Source organism: Planobispora rosea (assembly GCF_014648175.1).
GTDB lineage: Bacteria > Actinomycetota > Actinomycetes > Streptosporangiales > Streptosporangiaceae > Planobispora > Planobispora rosea.
In genome coordinates this window covers 177,457-194,688 of the sequence record NZ_BMQP01000010.1, presented here as the reverse complement: position 1 = coordinate 194,688, position 17,232 = coordinate 177,457, and the positions used below count along the sequence as shown (strand labels likewise).

General features: G+C 72.4%; 11 protein-coding genes and 1 pseudogene. 3 read left to right on the top strand and 9 right to left on the bottom strand.

Annotation, left to right across the window (positions count from 1 at the left end; genetic code table 11):
* Positions 1-30: 30 nt before the first annotated feature.
* Positions 31-2,007: a glycosyltransferase family 2 protein gene (locus tag IEZ08_RS12910; protein WP_084780706.1), complete on the top strand. Its 1,977-nt coding sequence runs from the start codon at positions 31-33 to the stop codon at positions 2,005-2,007.
* On the opposite strand, the gene IEZ08_RS12905 is transcribed toward IEZ08_RS12910, so the two are convergent.
* From IEZ08_RS12905 to IEZ08_RS12890, 4 genes are all read right to left on the bottom strand, one after another.
* Positions 1,992-3,401: a tannase/feruloyl esterase family alpha/beta hydrolase gene (locus tag IEZ08_RS12905; protein WP_203863366.1), complete on the bottom strand. Its 1,410-nt coding sequence runs from the start codon at positions 3,399-3,401 to the stop codon at positions 1,992-1,994. The two genes, IEZ08_RS12910 and IEZ08_RS12905, sit on opposite strands and share 16 nt — an antisense overlap.
* Positions 3,398-4,756, bottom strand: a complete 1,359-nt coding sequence (locus IEZ08_RS12900; protein WP_189242198.1) for an MFS transporter — start codon at positions 4,754-4,756, stop codon at positions 3,398-3,400. Before IEZ08_RS12900 ends, IEZ08_RS12905 begins: the two co-directional genes overlap by 4 nt.
* Before the next feature lie 127 nt (positions 4,757-4,883).
* Positions 4,884-6,821: a helix-turn-helix domain-containing protein gene (locus IEZ08_RS12895; protein ID WP_229803077.1), complete on the bottom strand. Its 1,938-nt coding sequence runs from the start codon at positions 6,819-6,821 to the stop codon at positions 4,884-4,886.
* 67 nt (positions 6,822-6,888) lie between these two features.
* Positions 6,889-7,647 carry a 3-hydroxybutyrate dehydrogenase gene (locus IEZ08_RS12890; RefSeq protein WP_189242197.1) on the bottom strand — a complete coding sequence of 253 codons (759 nt, stop codon included), beginning with the start codon at positions 7,645-7,647 and terminating at the stop codon, positions 6,889-6,891.
* A gap of 391 nt (positions 7,648-8,038) precedes the next feature.
* On the opposite strand from IEZ08_RS12890, the pseudogene IEZ08_RS12885 reads away from it, so the two are divergent.
* Both IEZ08_RS12885 and mca read left to right on the top strand, forming a co-directional pair.
* Positions 8,039-8,941, top strand: a pseudogene (locus IEZ08_RS12885) (RNA polymerase sigma factor); the annotation flags it as partial.
* A 105-nt stretch (positions 8,942-9,046) separates the two neighbouring features.
* Positions 9,047-9,940 (top strand): mycothiol conjugate amidase Mca, encoded by an 894-nt coding sequence (gene mca, locus IEZ08_RS12880; RefSeq protein ID WP_189242206.1) that lies wholly within the window; start codon positions 9,047-9,049, stop codon positions 9,938-9,940.
* Here the strand turns inward: mca and IEZ08_RS12875 are convergent.
* The 5 genes from IEZ08_RS12875 to IEZ08_RS12855 all read right to left on the bottom strand — a co-directional run bounded on the left by IEZ08_RS12875 (position 9,930) and on the right by IEZ08_RS12855 (position 17,135).
* Positions 9,930-10,316 carry a tautomerase family protein gene (locus tag IEZ08_RS12875; RefSeq protein WP_068927160.1) on the bottom strand — a complete coding sequence of 129 codons (387 nt, stop codon included), beginning with the start codon at positions 10,314-10,316 and terminating at the stop codon, positions 9,930-9,932. The genes mca and IEZ08_RS12875 overlap by 11 nt on opposite strands.
* Before the next feature lie 34 nt (positions 10,317-10,350).
* Complete coding sequence (locus tag IEZ08_RS12870) at positions 10,351-11,742, bottom strand: class II fumarate hydratase (protein ID WP_068927157.1); 1,392 nt, start codon at positions 11,740-11,742, stop codon at positions 10,351-10,353.
* Between the two features lie 183 nt (positions 11,743-11,925).
* Positions 11,926-14,247, bottom strand: a complete 2,322-nt coding sequence (locus tag IEZ08_RS39515) for a serine/threonine-protein kinase (protein WP_068927155.1) — start codon at positions 14,245-14,247, stop codon at positions 11,926-11,928.
* A 35-nt stretch (positions 14,248-14,282) separates the two neighbouring features.
* A complete protein-coding gene (locus IEZ08_RS12860) occupies positions 14,283-15,425 on the bottom strand; it encodes a serine/threonine-protein kinase (RefSeq protein WP_068927153.1) in 1,143 nt (380 codons plus the stop codon).
* 351 nt (positions 15,426-15,776) lie between these two features.
* A complete protein-coding gene (locus IEZ08_RS12855) occupies positions 15,777-17,135 on the bottom strand; it encodes a serine/threonine-protein kinase (RefSeq protein ID WP_268249329.1) in 1,359 nt (452 codons plus the stop codon).
* Between the last annotated feature and the right edge of the window lie 97 nt (positions 17,136-17,232).

Genomic DNA, 17,232 nt, shown 5'->3' with positions numbered 1-17,232 from the left:
TGAACACGACCGGTGACGCATCCTGGACGTATGGGTGCGAAGGTCAGCGTGATAGTGCCGGTTCACAACCCTGGGGGCACGGCCGACGCGTGTCTCCGCACAGTGGTTGAGCAGTCGATGCCTCCGGAGGACTACGAGGTCATCTTCGCCGACGACGGGTCGGACGACGGGATCGAGGAGCGTCTCGACGCCATCGCCGGGACGCATCCCAACGTCCGCGTCCTGCGACTGAAGCACATCGGCTCGCCGATGCGCGGTCGCAACGCCGCCCTCGAGGTCGCCACCGGAGAGTACGTCTACATGCTCGACCAGGTCGACCACCTGGAGCGCACGGCGCTGGAACGGATGTACCGGCGCGCGGTGGAGACCGGCGCCGACGTCCTGGTCGCCCCGCTGGCCGGCGAGTGGGGGCCGCCCTCGGTCGTCTTCAGCAGGGACCGCGAGCACGCCGACATCCTGGGCGACCGGCTGCTGTCCCTGCTCACCCCGCACAAGCTCTACCGCCGGGCCTTCCTGGTGGCCGAGGGGCTCGCCTTCCCCGGCGCCGGCGGCATCCTGGCCGAGCAGTCCTTCGTCCTGCGGGCCTACCTGCGGGCCGCGGCCGTGACCGTCATGGCGGGACCGGCCTGCTGCTACCTCGGGCGGAGACCGGAGCCGCCGGTCACCCCCCACGTCCATGTGACCGAGCTGCGCAAGCTGCTCGACGTCATCGACGAGTCGGTCCCCCGGGGGCGCAGGCGCGACCGCCTGTACGCGCACTGGTTCCGCACCGCGGTCATCCGCAGGCTCGGCGGCACCCGGTTCGTCGCGTCCTCCTCGGAACGGACCGTCACCTTCACCACCCTGCGCGAACTGACCGTCCAGCGCTTCCCCGAGCGGCTGGACCACTACCTCCCGGTCAGCCTGCGGGCCCGCGCCGCGCTGCTGCGCGCCGGGCGGCTCGACCTGCTCGTCGCGCTGGCCCAGGCCACGCAGGGCACCCATCTGAAGGCCGAGGTCAAGGACGTCTCCTGGCGGGACGGCGCCCTCGTCATGAGCGTGACCGGTGAGATCATCTGGGGCGACGGCAATCCGGTGAGGTTCCTCCCGCACGGACGGGACCGCCTGCTGTGGACGTCGCCGCTGCCCCTGAACGGCCTCGACCTCCCGCCCGAGGTGGCCGACGTCACCGCCGCGGTGGCGAGCACGCGCTTCGAGGTCTACCTGCGCAACGGCGCCACCGGGGAGGTCCGCAGGCTCCCGGTGACCTGCGCGGTGGTCCGCGTGCCCGACGGTGACGGGGTCCGGATCCAGGTCACCGGCACGGCCACGCTCGACGCCGACGACGCCGCTCCCGCAGGGCCGCTCCCGGCCGGTCTGTGGGAGGTCCACATGCGGGTGCACGGCGGGGTCCACCAGGCCCGGGCCCGCGTGACCGGCTCACCGGTCGACTGCACCGCGACCCTGGCGGACCAGGCCCGGCGGCCGATCGTGCCCTGGTGGTCCGACCAGGGGGAGCTGGGGATCTGTGTGGAACCCCGCTCGTTCCCCGAGTCGGTCGTCCTCGTCTCGCCCGGGACCACGCTGACCCGGCAGCGCGACCACGTCTTCGTCGTCGTGCCCGTGCCGTACATGCCGCCGAGCGGGGGCCCGCCCGCCGAGCTGGTGCTGCGGCAGGCACCGGGCGGGACACGCGAGGTCTGCGCGCCCGCCCTGGTTGAGCCGGGTGTGCCCGGCCTGGCCGCCGGGCGGCTGATCGCCAGGATCCCGATGCGGCGGCTGCCGCGGCAGGGTTACCTGGCGCCCGGCGAGTGGATGCCGTTCCTGCGAGTGGACGACGAGGAGATCGGGCTCCGCTTCGGGGTGGAGGTGAGCCGCGGCGGCCGGGTGGAGATCCGCCGGGCCGCCGCGCCCGCCGTCCCCGAGCGCCGCTACCCGCGGCTGCGGCGCCTCGCCCAGCGGATCCCCGGCGCCCGGAACATGATCCGGGCCACCCGGACCATGCAGCAGCGCTACATGCCCAGCTGACACTCGTTGACGAGGTCTCCGCCGGCCGGGCGCGGCACCGTCGCGCTCGGCGGCGGGCTCTGCCGCCGCTCCACCCAGCCCTCCATGGCCTCGAACGCGCTGCGGAAACACGGCAGCAGCGGCCGGAGCCGGTCGGGATAGGCGGCGTACAGGCCGTCGGTGTGGGTGCCGTCGGTGATCCGGTAGTAGCGGAAGGGACGGTCACCGACCATCTCCGCGTAGACGTCGCTGGAGCGGGAGATCGGCAGCAGCGCGTCCAGCGTGCCGTGCACGGTGATCAGCGGCTTGCCGATCCGCCCGGTCAGCGCGATCTTCCGGACGGCCCGGTACGGCCTGCGCGCGTCGTAGTCGTAGTCGGCGTCGCACGCCGGGGTGCCCGGGGCGCAGTACGGCGTGCCCGCGTCGGTGTCGCCGTCGTAGCCCGGGTCCAGCTCCTCCCGGTAGACCCGCTGGGTCAGGTCCCAGTAGACCTGGTGGTGGAACGGCCACAGGAACTCCGAGCCCCTGGCGAACCCGGCGTCGTACATCGCCTGGTCGTCCCCCCGGGGGTAGGCCCGCAGCGCCGGGGGCAGGAAGTTCAGCAGGTTGTCACCCTTGACCCGCCAGAGCGTGCCCTCCCAGTCGATGCCGCCGTCGTACAGCCACGGCCGGTTCTCCAGTTGCCAGCGGACGAGGTAGCCGCCGTTGGAGACGCCCGCCGCGTAGGTGCGCTTCGGGAGCCTGCCGTACCGCTGCCCGGCGACGGCCTTGGCCGCGACGGCGATCTGCGTGACCCGGTGGTTCCACTCGGCGATCGCGTCCCCGGGCTCCTTGCCGTCCTTGTAGAAGGCGAGGCCGGTGTTGCCCTTGTCGGTCGCCGCGTAGGCGTAGCCCTTGGCCAGCGCCCAGTCGGAGATGGTGAAGTCGTTGGCGTACTGCTCCCGGTTGCCCGGCGTGCCCGCCACGACCAGGCCGCCGTTCCAGTCGTCCGGGAGGCGGAGCACGAACTGGGAGTCGTGCTTCCAGCCGTGGTTGGTGTTGGTGGCGGAGGTGTCCGGGAAGTATCCGTCGACCTGGATGCCGGGCACGCCCGTCGGGTTGACCGCGCCCGCCGGGTGCAGCCCCGCCCAGTCGGCGGGGTCGGTGTGCCCCGAGACCGCGGTCCCCGCGGTGGTGAGGTCGTCGAGGCAGGAGACGATCTGCTTCTCCGCCCCGGGGACCACGATCCTGCCCTGCCGGTCGCAGTGCCCGCCCGTGCCGGTCGTCCTCGCGGTGCGCGTGTCCGCGATCGCCGTTCTCTCCGGGCCGGTGGCCGCCGCCTCCGCGCTCACGGCCGGTGTGCCCACCACCAGCACGGCGGTGGCGGCGACGGCGAGCCCGGAGGCGAGCGGGGTCAGCCCGCGCGGCCGGCTCACGGCTTGACGCCTTCGGCCGCGGCGGTGGAGGAGGCGATCCCGCCGGTGGTCTCACCGGCGCCGGCCTCAAGGGTGAGGAGGTCGCGGCCCCGGGTCTCCTTGGCGACGAAGACGGTGATCAACGTCAGTACGGCGGCCGCTGCCACGTAGAGCATGACCGGCACCGCGGAGCCGTACGCCTGCAGCAGCGCCACCGCGATCAGCGGGGCGAGGCCGCCGGCGATGATCGAGGCGATCTGGGCGCCGAAGGACACGCCCGAATAGCGCATCCTGGTGCCGAACAGCTCCGAGAAGAACGCCGCCTGCGGGCCGTACATCGCGCCGTGCAGGACCAGGCCGACCGTGACGGCGAGGGTGATCGCGGCGAAGTTGCCCGTGTCGATCAGGGGGAAGAAGGCGAACGTCCACAGGCCGACGCCGGCCGCGCCGAGCAGGTAGACCGGGCGGCGGCCCAGCCGGTCGGAGAGCGCGCCCCACAGCGGGATCGAGGCGAAGTGCACGGCCGAGCCGATCAGCACCGCGTTGAGCACGAAGCCCTTCTGCAGCTTGGCCGCCTCCACGGCGTAGACGAGCACGAACGCGGTGATCACGTAGTAGGAGACGTTCTCCGCGAAGCGGGCGCCGATCGCGGTGATCACGTCACGCCAGTGGTGGCGGAAGACCTCGACGATGGGCAGGGTCGTGCTCGGCTCGGCGTTGGCCACGGCCTGCTGGAAGACCGGCGACTCGCTGATGGACAGCCGGATCCAGAGGCCGACCAGGACCAGCAGGCCCGAGAGCAGGAACGGGATCCGCCAGCCCCAGGCGGTGAACGCCTCGTCGGACTGGACCGCGGCCAGCACCGCCAGCACCGCGGTGGCCAGCAGGTTCCCGCCCGGCGCCCCGGCCTGCGGCCAGGAGGCCCAGAAGCCGCGCCGCGCGGGGTCGCCGTGCTCGGAGACGATGAGCACCGCGCCGCCCCACTCGCCGCCGAGCGCGAAGCCCTGCACCAGCCGGAGCGCGGTCAGCAGCAGCGGGGCCGCCGAGCCGATCGCCGCGTGGGTCGGCAGGCAGCCGATCAGGAAGGTCGCGCCGCCCATCAGCAGCAGGCTGATCACCAGCAGCTTCTTGCGGCCGAGCCGGTCGCCGTAGTGGCCGAAGACCAGCGCGCCCAGCGGGCGGGCGACGAAGCCGACCGCGTAGGTGAGGAACGACAGCAGCGTGCCGGTGAGCGGGTCGGACTTGGGGAAGAACAGCGCCGGGAAGACCAGGGCGGCGGCGGAGCCGTACAGGAAGAAGTCGTACCACTCGATCGTGGTGCCGACGAGGCTGGCACCGACGATCTTTTTGATGGGGGTGCGGGATTTTTCTGCCATCTCACTCACCATGGGGAGTCGCCGTTGGGGGATGTCGGCTCACCGTACGTAGTGACCGGCGTCACTCCTATGGGGCCGGCCCCCATACCCGGCGGGACCGCTATGTGGGTGGTTCGGGGTGTCCCGCTCAGCCGCGCAGGCGGTGCAGGCGCAGCGCGAGCTGGATCTCCAGCGCGCGCTCCGGTTCCTGCCAGTCGGCCCCCAGGAGCTGGGAGATCCGGTCCAGGCGCTGGGTGACGGTGTTGACGTGGATGTGCAGGGCGTCGGCCGTCCGGGACAGCGAGCCGCCCGCGCTGAAGTACGCCGTGAGGGTGCGCACCAGCGCCGTGCCGCGGCGGGCGTCGTAGTCGACCACCGGGCCGAGCGCCGTGCCGAGGAAGGAGCCGATGTCGCGTCCGTCGCCGATGAGCAGCCCGACGAAGCCCAGGTCGGCGGCGCCGGCCCCCTCCCCGGCCCGGTCCAGGGCCAGCAGCGCGTCGGCGCAGCGCCGCGCCTCGCGGTGGGCGGCGGCGACCCCGGCGTGGCCCCGGACCGGGCCGCAGGCGCCCGCGGTGGCCGGATGGCCGAGGGACGCGCTCAGCTCGGCCGCGATCCGCTTGGCGAGCGGTCCCGGCCGGTCACCGGGGAGCAGGAGCACCAGCTCGTCGCCCCGCTGGGTGGCGAGCCCGTGCTCCAGCGTGGCCCGGGAGGAGGCCCAGAACGCGGCGCGCTCGCGCCGTCCCTCGTGGCGGACCACGATCACCACGTGGTCGCGGTCCAGGTCCACCCCCACCCGCCGGGCCCGGTCGGCCAGCCCGTCCAGCTCGGGATGGAAGATCAGGTCATCGAGCAGCTCGCCCCGGACCCGGCCCTCCGCCTCGGCCACCGTACGGCGGAACAGCAGCAGCAGCGCGGTGACCAGCGCGGCCCGCTCCAGGATGCGCTGGTCGGTGTCGGCCACCTGGCCCTCGGCCCGCAGCGCGAGCGTGCACAGCGGCTCGGCTCCCACGTCCACCGAGGCGACCAGCAGGTTGTCCTTGCGGACGGTACGGCCCAGCGCCCGGGACGCCTGCGCGGCGTCCGCGATCATCGCGGCGGTCGCCGCCGGGCCGCGCGCGCCCTCCCCGGGCCGGTGCCGGCGCGGGCCCGTGCCGTCCCCGTCGTCCGGCCCGGTCCCCGGCTCCAGATCGCCCACGTCGCCGGTGATCGGCCGCCCGCCGCCGTCCAGCACCACCAGCGAGCCACCGAGCACCTCGGTGACCACGGCGGCAACGTCCTCGACCCCGCCGCCGCGCAGCACCAGCCCGGTCATCCGGTCGTGCGCGAGCGCGGCGCGCTCCACGGCCTCGCTGTGCGCGTTGACCTGCCGGTTGGCCTCGCTGAGCTCCTCCAGGGCGTTCCTGGTCTCCTGCAGCAGACGGGCGTTGTCGATGGCCACCGCCGCGTGGGCGGCGAGCGAGCCGAGCAGCACCACCTCGTCCTGGGTGAACGGCCGCACGCTCCGGTTGGCCGCGAACAGCACCCCGATGACCCGCCCGCCGAGTTTGAGCGGCACACCGAGGATGGCGACCAGGCCCTCCTCCTTCACCGCGTCGTCGATGTCGGTCATGTGGCGGAAGCGCTCGTCGGCGAAGTAGTCGGCGGTGGCGTACGGCGTGGCGGTCTGGGCCACCAGCCCGCCCAGCCCGGCCCCCATGGCCAGGCGGAGCGCACGGAACTTGGCCGAGACCGAGCCGTCGGTGACCCGCATCCAGGTGTCGCCGCGGACGGGGTCGTGCATGGTCATGTAGGCGGCGTCGGTGCCGAGCAGCTGCCGGGCCCGGCGCACGATGGCCTCCAGGACGGCGTCCAGGTCGCGCAGACCGGCCAGGTCGCCCGCGGTGTCGAACAGCGCCGACAGCTCCGCCTCGCGCCTGGCCCGGCGCCGCAGCAGCTCCCGCACCTTCAGCGCGGTGAGCTTCGCCTCCTCCAGTTCCGCCAGGGCCCGGGGGGACGCGCCGGCGGTCCGGGCGGCCAGGACGGGGCCCTCGAACTCCACCGCCGACGCCTCCCTGGCCAGCAGGTCGAGGAACACCCGTGCGCTCATGTCGTCCATTGTGGGGTCCATAACAGACATATCGGTCGGTGACCGGTGGGAAGGCCGGTGGCGGGGGTCAGCGGGCGGTCCAGCCGCCGTCCACGGGCAGGGAGGCGCCGGTGATGAAGGAACCGTGCGGGCCGCACAGGTAGGCGACCAGCTCGGCCACCTCCTCCGGCTCGATCAGCCGCTTGATCGCGGCGGACGCGAGCATGATCCGCTCGACGACCTCGTCGCTGCCGATGCCGTGGGTCTCGGCCTGGGCGTCGATCTGCCGTTCGACCAGCGGGGTGCGCACGTAGGCGGGGCTCACGCAGTTGGAGGTGACGCCGTGCGGCGCGCCTTCGAGGGCGACGACCTTCGACAACCCCTCCAGCGCGTGCTTGGCGGTGACGTAGGCGGCCTTGTACGGCGAGGCGCGCAGGCCGTGGATCGAGGAGATGTTCACGATCCGCCCCCATCCCCGCTCGTACATTCCCGGCAGGACCGCGCGGACCAGCAGGAACGGCGCCTCGACCATGACCTTGAGGATCTTGGTGAAGATCTCCGGAGGAAAGGCCTCGACCGGGGCCACGTGCTGGAACCCGGCGTTGTTCACCACGACGTCCGTGCCGTCGATGAGGTCGCGGGGGAGGGCGTCCAGGAAGCCGGGATCCGACAGGTCCGCGACGGCCGGTGTCCCCGCCACCTCCGCGGCCACCTTCCCGGCCGCCTCGGCGTCCACGTCGACCACCACCACGTGCGCTCCCGCGGCGGCCAGCCGCCGCGCGCAGGCGTGCCCGATCCCGCTGCCCGCGCCGGTCACCACGGCCCGCCGCCCCGTCAGGTCAATCATGGTGTGAATCTAGGCAACCACCCGGGTCCCGCCCATGTAGCCGGCCGACACACTGCCCTTACGGGTTATGTGTGGCGCTCATGTGCGGTGCTCGCGCGCGTTCCGGTGAGCGGGCCCCTCGCGATGGCCGAGGGTGGGGTCCTCCTCCGCGGGAAGCGGCGGCGGTGCGCGCGGGAAGCGGTGGCGGCGGTCGTTTCCGCCGCCCGAAAGCCGCCGCGATGTCAGTCGATCGGCGTACGATCGAAACCGTGTTCGATGAGAGGACGGGCTCGGGGATCCGGTCGATTTTTGGGTTCGACATATTTTTGACTTGGCGGATAGGTGTGTTGATCCTAAATTTAGGATAGACACAATTTCGTGTGAGGAGACGCCCCTGATCACCACCGGCACGGACTCGGTCAAGGACTACCTCAAGCAGATCGGCACGATCCCCCTGCTCACCGCCGAGCAGGAGGTCGAGCTCGCCCGCCGGATGGAGGCGGGCGCCTTCGCCCGGGAGCGGCTGGAGGCCGCGGGCGAGGGGCTGGCCGCGGAGACCCGCGTGGAGCTGGAGCGGATCGCCGAGGACGGCCTGCGCGCCAGGGAGCACATGCTGGAGGCCAACCTCCGGCTGGTCGTCTCGGTCGCCAAGCGCTACACCGGCCGCGGCCTGCTCCTGCAGGACCTGATCCAGGAGGGCAACCTCGGGCTGATCCGCACCGTGGAGAAGTTCGACCACACCCTCGGGTTCAAGTTCTCCACCTACGCCACCTGGTGGATCAAGCAGGCCATCGGCCGGGCCGTGGCCGACCAGGCCCGGACCATCCGGGTCCCGGTGCACATGGTCGAGCTGATCAACAGGCTGACCCGCGCCCGGCGGGAGCTCCTGGCCGACCTCGGCCGCGAGCCCACCGCCGAGGAACTGGCCCGCGCGCTCGACCTGACCCCCGCCAAGGTCGCCGAGATCCAGGGCTACGACCGTGAGCCCGTCTCCCTGCACACCCCTCTGGGGACGGAGGGCGACGGCGAGTTCGGCGACCTCATCGAGGACACCGGGGCCGTCACGCCCGACGACGCCGTCGCCGCCGATCTCCTGCGCGATCACCTGCGCTCGGTGCTGGACACCCTCACCGAGCGCGAGGCCGGCGTGGTCGCGTTCCGTTTCGGCCTCGACGACGGGCGGCCCCGCACCCTCGACGAGATCGGCAAGATCTATGGTGTGACACGGGAGCGCATCCGCCAGATCGAGGCCAAGGCCATGTCCAAGCTCCGCCACCCGTCCCGGTCGCGCGCCCTGCGCGGCTACCTCGGCTGACGACCATCTCGGCCGGCGACCATCTCGGCTGGCGACCATCTCGGCTGGCGACGCGGCCGACCCCCACCTTAAGGAGAAACCGTGAGCACGAACACTCTGCGGCTGATGGCGGTGCACGCCCATCCCGACGACGAGTCGAGCAAGGGGGCGGCGACGCTGGCCCGTTACGCCGCCGAGGGGGTGGACGTGCTGGTCTGCACCTGCACCGGCGGGGAGCGCGGCGACGTGCTCAACCCGGCCATGGACCGGCCCGGGGTCCTGGAGAACATGGCGGAGATCCGGCGCGCGGAGATGGCCGAGGCCGCCGCGATCCTCGGCGTCGGGCACCGCTGGCTCGGCTTCGTCGACTCCGGCCTGCCCGGGGAGGGGGAGCCGTTGCCGGAGGGCTGCTTCGCCGTACAGGATCTCGAGGTCGCCGCGGCGCCGCTGGTGGCGGCGGTGCGCGAGTTCCGGCCCCACGTGATCCTCACCTACGACGAGACCGGCGGCTATCCGCATCCCGACCACATCATGACCCACCGGGTGTCCGTCGAGGCGTTCGAGGCGGCGGGCGACCCCGGCCGCTACCCGGGCGCCGGCGAGCCGTGGCAGCCGCTCAAGCTCTACTACATGGTCTCCTTCTCCCGTGAGTGGTTCTCCGCGATCCACGAAGGGCTCCTCGCCCGGGGGCTGGAGTCGCCGCTGGCGGACGTGATCACGGAGGACTGGTTCGAGGGCATGCCCGAGCTGACCACGACCACCCGGATCACGTGCGACGACTACTTCGAGACCCGGGATCGGGCGATCAAGGCGCACGCCACCCAGATCGACCCCGAGGGGCCCTGGTTCGCCACCCCCCGTGACCTGGAGCGGGAGATCTGGCCCACCGAGGACTACCAGCTCGCCCGCTCCCACGTCGAGACGGAGCTCCCGGAGACCGACCTGTTCGCCGGGCTCCGGGAGCCCCGCGAGCTCCCGGAGCTCCCGGAGCTCCCGGAGCTCCGTGAGCTCAGAGCGTGACCGGGTAGGTCAGGGCCAGCTCGTCACCCGGGACGCCGCGGATGCCCCAGTTCACCTTGGGCGCCTCCAGGATGACGATCTCCAGGTCCTCCGGGTCGAGGCCGAGCGCCTGCCCGGTCCGGTCGAACAACGTCCGGATCAGGTCGCGTTTGGCCTCGTCCGACCGGCCCGAGAAGCAGACGATCTCCATGATCAGGTAGCGCTCGCTCCGCTGCGGGCAGAGCAGGTCGTCGTCGTCCAGCAGCAGGAAGCGGTGGAACCGCTTGTCCTGCGGGAGCTTCCACACCTCGGCCAGGCAGTCGTGCACGACGTCGGACAGCTCCCGCCGGAGCGGGGCCCAGACGTCGCGGCGACCGTAGAACTTGATCTGCGTCATGGGCCGAGTCTTCCAGGTGTCCGGGGGCTCCCGGCTACGCCGGGGGACGGGTCATGGAGAGCACGTCGAGCAGGGCGTCGAGCTGCTCCTCGGTGATGGTGCCGTCCGCCACGTGACCGCGCTCGATGACGACCTGGCGGATGGTCTTCCGCTCGGCCAGCGCCTGCTTGGCGATCTTCGCGGCCTCCTCGTAGCCGACGTGGCGGTTGAGCGGGGTGACGATGGACGGAGACGACTCGGCGTACTCCCGCAGCCGGTCGGCGTTGGCCGTGATGCCGTGGACGCAGCGGTCGGCCAGCAGCCGGGAGACGTTGGCGAGCAGCCGTACGGACTCCAGGATGTTGCGCGCCATGACGGGAAGCGCCACGTTGAGCTCGAAGTTGCCCGAGGCCCCGGCGAAGGCGACGGCGGCGTCGTTCCCCACGACCTGGGCGGCGACCATGCAGACGGCCTCGGGGATGACCGGGTTGACCTTACCGGGCATGATCGAGGAACCGGGCTGCAGGTCGGGGAGGTTGATCTCGGCGAGCCCGGCGCGCGGGCCCGAGCCCATCCAGCGGAGGTCATTAGCGATCTTGTTGAGGGAGATCGCGACGGTTCTGAGCTGGCCGGAGAGTTCCACGACCGCGTCCCGGGCCCCCTGGGCCTCGAAGTGGTCGGGGGCCTCGGTGAACGGGAGCCCGGTGGCCTCGCGGAGCTTCTCGATGACCTTCGAGGCGAAGCCCGGCGGCGTGTTGATGCCCGTGCCGACCGCGGTCCCGCCCAGCGGGAGCTCGGCCAGCCGGGGCAGCGCGCTGCGCACCCGGGCCACGGCGTTGTCGATCTGGGTGGCGTAGCCGCCGAACTCCTGGCCCAGCGTGACCGGGGTGGCGTCCATCAGGTGCGTACGGCCCGCCTTGACCACCTGCTCGAACTCCATCGCCTTCTGCCGCAGGGCGGTGGCCAGGTGCCGAAGGGACGGGACGAGGTGGTAGGTCACCTCGGTCAGGGCGGCGACGTGGATGGAGGTGGGGAACACGTCGTTGGACGACTGGGAGGCGTTGACGTGGTCGTTGGGGTGGACGGGGCGGTTCAGCCGCTCCTCGGCCAGGGTGGCGATCACTTCGTTGGCGTTCATGTTGGAGGAGGTTCCGGAACCGGTCTGGAAGACATCGATCGGGAACTCGCTGTCCCACTCGTTCTCCGCGATGTCGGTGGCGGCCTCGGCGATCGCCTGGGCCAGCTCCTTGTCGAGCACTCCCAGCTCGGCGTTGACCTCGGCGGCGATCGCCTTGATCAGCCCGAGGGCCGCGATGTGCGGGCTCTCCAGCCCTCGCCCCGAGACCGGGAAGTTCTCGACCGCCCGCTGGGTCTGGGCCCGCCACTTCGCGTTCACCGGAACACGCACGTCACCCATCGAGTCATGTTCGATCCGATACTCGCTCATGGACTCAGTCTGCAACGCGCGGGATAAGGGGACCGTTCGGCGGTCGGGTTCTCACGGTCACGATTTCCGCCGCCGCGGGTTTCGCCGTCGCGATCCCCCGCCGCCCGGGGCGCGCTCATGCGCCGCCCCGGGGCCGGCCGGTACCGGTACCGGCCGGCCGGCCCCGGTATCGGCGTCCGGCGCTCAGGCGTCGTCCGTGCCCCCCTGCCCGGTGAGCCGGAAGGAGGAGAGCACCAGCTCGCGCAGCCCGGCCTGTCCCTCCCACGAGATCTGGGGAACCGCCCAGTAGACGGTGTGGTCGCTCTCCCCGGGGACGCTCACGAAGCGGGCCAGGACGCGCACGGTGTCGCCGTTGGCGACGTAGGTGAACTCCCAGTCGGCCGCCTGCGCTCCGGGGTACGGGCCGCCCTCGACCTCGGTGACGCCGATCCGCCGGTAGCCGGGGAAGTCCCCGGCCTTGACCGCGGCCTTCTCCGCGGCGGTGACGGCCTCCCTGACGTCGTCGGAGCGGTGCGCCGCGGTGTTCACCCGGATGTAGCGGACGTCGTCGGCGGCGCTGAAGACGACGTCGTCCCCCTTGGCCGACGTCTTCAACGCGGCCGGTGCGTCGATCGTGAACCCGGAGGGATCCTGGTGCCGCCGCAGTTCCACCGTGGAGGACGGGTCCGGGGCGGTGGCGGCGCCGTTCACCTTGGTCTCGGCGAAGGCCGCGGCCACCAGGATCATGATGATCACCAGCGAGGCGGCCGCCACGCCGAGCAGCACGAGGATCCCGATCCGCGCGTTCCGCGGCCTGACCGGCGTGGCGGGCTGCTGCCCGCCCGTGATGGCGAACAGGTCCGTGCCCAGCCCGGACGGCGGGGCGAACCCGCCGTTGGGCGGCACCGAACCCGGTGGGGGAGGGTGCTGCCAGCCTCCCTGAAGGGCCGGTACGGGGCCCGGGTGCGGACCCCCCGGAGGCGGACCGGCGACGGGACCTCCGTACGGGCCCGGGGGCGGACCGGCGACGGGACCTCCGTACGGGCCCGGGGGCGGACCGGCGACCGGCCCCGGGTGCGAGCCCGGACCCGGCATGTGACCGGGGACGGTACCCGGACCGGTGCCCTGCCCCGGGAGCGGTTCGCCGGGCCCGGCCGGTCCCACGCGACCGGGCAGCATCCCGGTCTCGGTCGGCTCGTCGTCCGCGGAGAGCCCGGCCGGTTGCGACGCGGGGGCCGACGGCCTCGTGGGACCGCCCGGCCTGCCGGCCACCAGCGTGCCCGGCTCCCGCGTGATCGGGAATCCCTGCGGGGGCGTCGCCGCGGCGTCGTCGATCGGAGCTCCGGGCAGCGCGCCGCCGGACGTCTGCGCCTCCGCCGCCGGGGGCACCGATTCGGCGGCAGACCGGGCCGGGGCCGCGGACGGCGCCGCCGGGGGCATGGCGACGACGGGGGTCTCGCCGGTCTCGGGGAGACGGAGGCCGTTCCTGGGCCGGGCGACCACGATGGTGCGATCGGCGTCGAACTCCTCGTCCGCCGCGGGCCCGTCACCGCCTGCGGGGGCGGGGGCGGGCTCGTCGCCAGAGGACGCCGGGCTCTCCGGGGCCTCAGCCGGCTCGGGCGGCTCGGGCGGCTCGGGTGACACGGGAGCAACGGGAACAGCGGGGGCGGAGGACTCGGTGAGGGCGGAAGGCTCGGTCCCCGAGGGGGTGTCGGCCACGGCCCGCAACATGGCGGTGGCCTGGGCGGGCGTGGGCCGTGTCGTGTAGTCCTTCTCCAGGAGCCGTTCGAGCACGGGACGGAGCGGACCCGCCTGGACCGGCGGATCGGCGCTCTCGGTCATCAGCGCGGCCAGCGTCTCGGCCACCGAGGAGCGCTCGTAGGCCGGGCGTCCCTCGACCGCGAAGTACAGCGTGGCCCCGAGCGACCAGAGGTCCGACTCGGGCCCGGTGTGCTCTCCCCGGGCCCGCTCCGGCGCGGTGTAGCCGGGAGAACCGATGACCATGCCGGTCTGGGTGAGGCTGGTGTCCCCCTCGGCCTTGGCGATGCCGAAGTCGGTCAGCACGACCCGGCCGTTCTCGGTGATCAGCACGTTGCCGGGCTTCACATCGCGGTGGAGGATGCCCTGGGCGTGCGCGGCGCGCAGCGCGCCCAGCAGGTCCACTCCGATCTCGGCGACCAGGCGGGGCGGGAGGGGGCCCTCCTCCTCGACCACTTCTTCCAGTGAGCGTGCCTGGACCAGCTCCATGATGATCCACGGACTGCCGTCCTCGATGATGGCGTCGTGGACGGTGGCGACTGAGGGGTGACTGATGCGGGCGGCGGTACGACCCTCGCGGATCATGCGCTCCCGCAGTTCGGCGCGTTGTGCCTCGCTGAGCCCGGGCTCCTGACGGATCTCCTTGATCGCGACCTCGCGGCCCAGGGATCGGTCGTAGGCACGCCAAACGGTGCCCATCGTTCCTCGGCCGAGCGGTGCGACCAGCTCGTAGCGGTCAGCGAGCACGCGCATCTGCTGTTCCGGCATGAGAAGAAGATAGCGATTATTCCTTGAGCACCGCTTTACCCTCGCTTGCGGAGTTCCCTAGGCCATAGGCGACGCGGGAGCATCAGGCGAATAAAAGGTGACATAAATCTCACAAGAGGGCGCGGTGTGGGCCACGGATCCAGCGGCTTGCGATGCACCCCCTCGGCGGGACGCCGGTGCGCGCGAGGCATCGGCACCGGCGTCGGGACGGGCGGCGGGCCCGCGATCGGGGCCGAGCCCGCACGGTGCAGCCCCCGATGTTGCGGCCTGCGGCCGAACGGGGGGAACTGGGCAGCGCCGATCATCGGAGTGTTCCGGACGGCCTTGCCCGCCGCGCGGGCGAGCGGCTCCTCGGCCGACCCTCCGGCCGCGACCCGGGCCAGCATCAGCGAGGCGCGGACCGCGTCCAGCCGGGTGGTGGGGTCGATCGTGAGCAGGCCCTGCAGGACCGGGGCGAGCGGCCCGGCCTTCTCCATCGGGATCGGTTCACCGCTGGTCAGCGCGGCCAGTGCGGCGGCGGCCGTACGGCGCCCGTGCAGGCCGCGGCCCTCGACGGCGGTGTAGAGGGTCGCGCCGAGCGACCACAGGTCGGCCGCCGGGCTCGCCTTGGAGCCCAGCACCCGCTCGGGCGCGATGTATCCGGCCGAGCCGAGCACGATGCCCGCCTGGGTGATCGACACCTCGCCCTCCAGCGCCGCGAGGCCGAAGTCGGTGAGGACCGCGCGTTCCTCCGTCACCAGCACGTTGCTGGGCTTCACGTCGCGGTGGAGGATGCCCTTGGCGTGCACGGCGCGCAGCGCGCCCAGCACCTGCCGCCCGATCTCGGCCGCCCGGCGGGGCGGCAGCGGGCCCTCCTCTTTGATCAGCTGCTCCAGCGACCTGGCCCGGAGCAGCTCCATGATGATCCACGGGCGGTCGTCCTCGGTGACGACGTCGAAGACGGTGATCACCGACGGGTGGGCGACCATCGTGGTCGCCCGTCCCTCGCGCTCGGTCCTGGCGCACAGCTCGGCCCGCAGGTCCTCGTCCAGGACCAGGGGCAGCCGGACTTCCTTGACCGCGACCTCGCCCCCGAGGAGCTCATCGCGCGCTCGCCAAACGGTGCCCATGCCGCCGCGCCCGACCGGCTCGACGAGCCGGTAGCGCGCGGCAAGAAGGTATCCGGACGGCGCACGCATGAGGGGCAGCTTACCTATTCGCGCAATGTGACCAGTAGAGACAGGCCCGAAGTTTCTTGCCTAATGTGGTCAGATTTTCTGTCTTGTAATCGTGGAGACGCGATTTGTCACCTCGGCGCCCGACTCTACCTGCTCCTCCTGCGGAGAAAAGGGTGTTACCGCCACGAAATACGGCACCGACGCGGCCCACAGCGGCATGGAGCGACGCTGGGGCCCCGCTACCGCCGTCGCCGGCAGGGCGGGACGCTCATACTCGGACTACTGGGCGGGCAGGCCGTCGGATACGCGAGGGAGCGCATGCGGATCAGGATGATCCTGTACGCCGGTTCCCGAGTCCCGCGGCGGGTTCTGTCACTCCCGGGTGACGCTGAATTCCTGCCGCTCGCCGGGCTTCCCCCAATCCCGCGGCACGCCGTTGACGTCGACCTCGGGGAGACTCGCGTCCTCCAGTACCACGTCGAGACGGGCGTCGAAGAACTGGACCTGCTCCCCGGCCGTCAGCTCCCGGTCGAGAAGCGCGCCGACGTCCTGCGCACGCACCAGGACATGGGCGCAGGTGTCCAGCACACAGGTGATGCGGAGGGTGGGGACCCGCCCGGCGACCGAAGTGCCCTTCGGCGCCGGCGTGGCCGAGACGGCCGTGGGCCGCCGAGAAGAATCATCGCGCTCGCCGTTCAGCCAGGCGATGAAGACGCTCGCTGCCAGGGCGCAGACGCCGAGCGCGGCCGCCGCCTTCTTCGCCCCGCTCCATTTGACCGGACTCGACCAGAAACGCCCGAAGTCCTGGTCCGTCTTCCCCGACCGCCGGTTCCGGAGGGCCGGAGCGGACTGTCCGGGCTCCTTGACGGGAGTGCTCCGATCCGGCGTGGCGCCGTACGCCGGTCTGACCCGAACCGTCCGTTCGGGATCGGGACGGGACGGGACGGCTCCCGCCGGGGCGGCCGCCGCGCCGAGGAGCAGGGCGAGCTCGGCGGCGGAGGCGCGCTCCGTGGGATCCCGGCGGAGCACGGAGGCGATCGCCGGGCCCAGGAGGCCGGCGTTCTCCGGCGTCGGCGGCTCCTCGATGATCAGTGCGGCCAGGACGGCGACCGCCGTCTCGCGCTGGTACGGGGATCTTCCCTCGACGGTGAAGAAAAGCGTGGCGCCCAGTGACCACAGGTCGGAGGCGGCCGTGGCGCGGTGGCCGTTGACCACCTCGGGAGCCATGTAGGCGGGCGACCCGATGACCTGGCCGGACTCGGTGAGCGTGGCCGCGCCGTCGAAGGTGGCGATTCCGAAGTCGGTGATGACCGCCTGGCCGTCCCGGGTGAGGAGCACGTTGCTCGGCTTGATGTCGCGGTGCAGGATGCCCGACTGGTGCACCGCGACGAGCGCGTCGAGTACCTGCCCGCCCATCTCGGCAGCGAGCCTGGGGGGCAGGGGACCCCGGCTCCGGACGAACTCGTCCAGGGAGTCCGCCCGCAGGTATTCCATGACGATCCACGGCTGGTCGTCCTCGGCGAGGACGTCATGGACCGTGACGATGCCCCGGTGCCGTACCTGGGCCATGGCCAGCGCCTCGCGCTCCATCCGCTCGCGGAGCTGCGCCGTCCCCGCCGCGTTCCGGCCCGGCGGGAGCAGGAGCTGCTTGACCGCCACCTCGCGGCGGAGACGCTCGTCCCGGGCGAGCCACACCGTGCCCATCCCGCCCTGACCGATCACCGAGAGCAGGCGGTAGCGCCCCGCCAGACAGATAGCCAGGTGTGATCGACACGGCAGGACGATATCGTGATCTGTCAGGAGACGGCGGGGCAGAAGGCGCTCGGAA

Bases quoted from the DNA above. Each gene is read 5' to 3' on its own strand.
- IEZ08_RS12870 (WP_068927157.1), bottom strand. From the start codon at position 11,742: ATGAGCGAGTATCGGATCGAACATGACTCGATGGGTGACGTGCGTGTT.
- IEZ08_RS12900 (WP_189242198.1), bottom strand. From the start codon at position 4,756: ATGGCAGAAAAATCCCGCACCCCCATCAAAAAGATCGTCGGTGCCAGC.
- mca (WP_189242206.1), top strand. From the start codon at position 9,047: ATGGCGGTGCACGCCCATCCCGACGACGAGTCGAGCAAGGGGGCGGCG.
- IEZ08_RS12895 (WP_229803077.1), bottom strand. From the start codon at position 6,821: ATGAGCGCACGGGTGTTCCTCGACCTGCTGGCCAGGGAGGCGTCGGCG.
- IEZ08_RS12860 (WP_068927153.1), bottom strand. From the start codon at position 15,425: ATGCGTGCGCCGTCCGGATACCTTCTTGCCGCGCGCTACCGGCTCGTC.
- IEZ08_RS12910 (WP_084780706.1), top strand. From the start codon at position 31: ATGGGTGCGAAGGTCAGCGTGATAGTGCCGGTTCACAACCCTGGGGGC.
- IEZ08_RS12875 (WP_068927160.1), bottom strand. From the start codon at position 10,316: ATGACGCAGATCAAGTTCTACGGTCGCCGCGACGTCTGGGCCCCGCTC.
- IEZ08_RS39515 (WP_068927155.1), bottom strand. From the start codon at position 14,247: ATGCCGGAACAGCAGATGCGCGTGCTCGCTGACCGCTACGAGCTGGTC.
- IEZ08_RS12890 (WP_189242197.1), bottom strand. From the start codon at position 7,647: ATGATTGACCTGACGGGGCGGCGGGCCGTGGTGACCGGCGCGGGCAGC.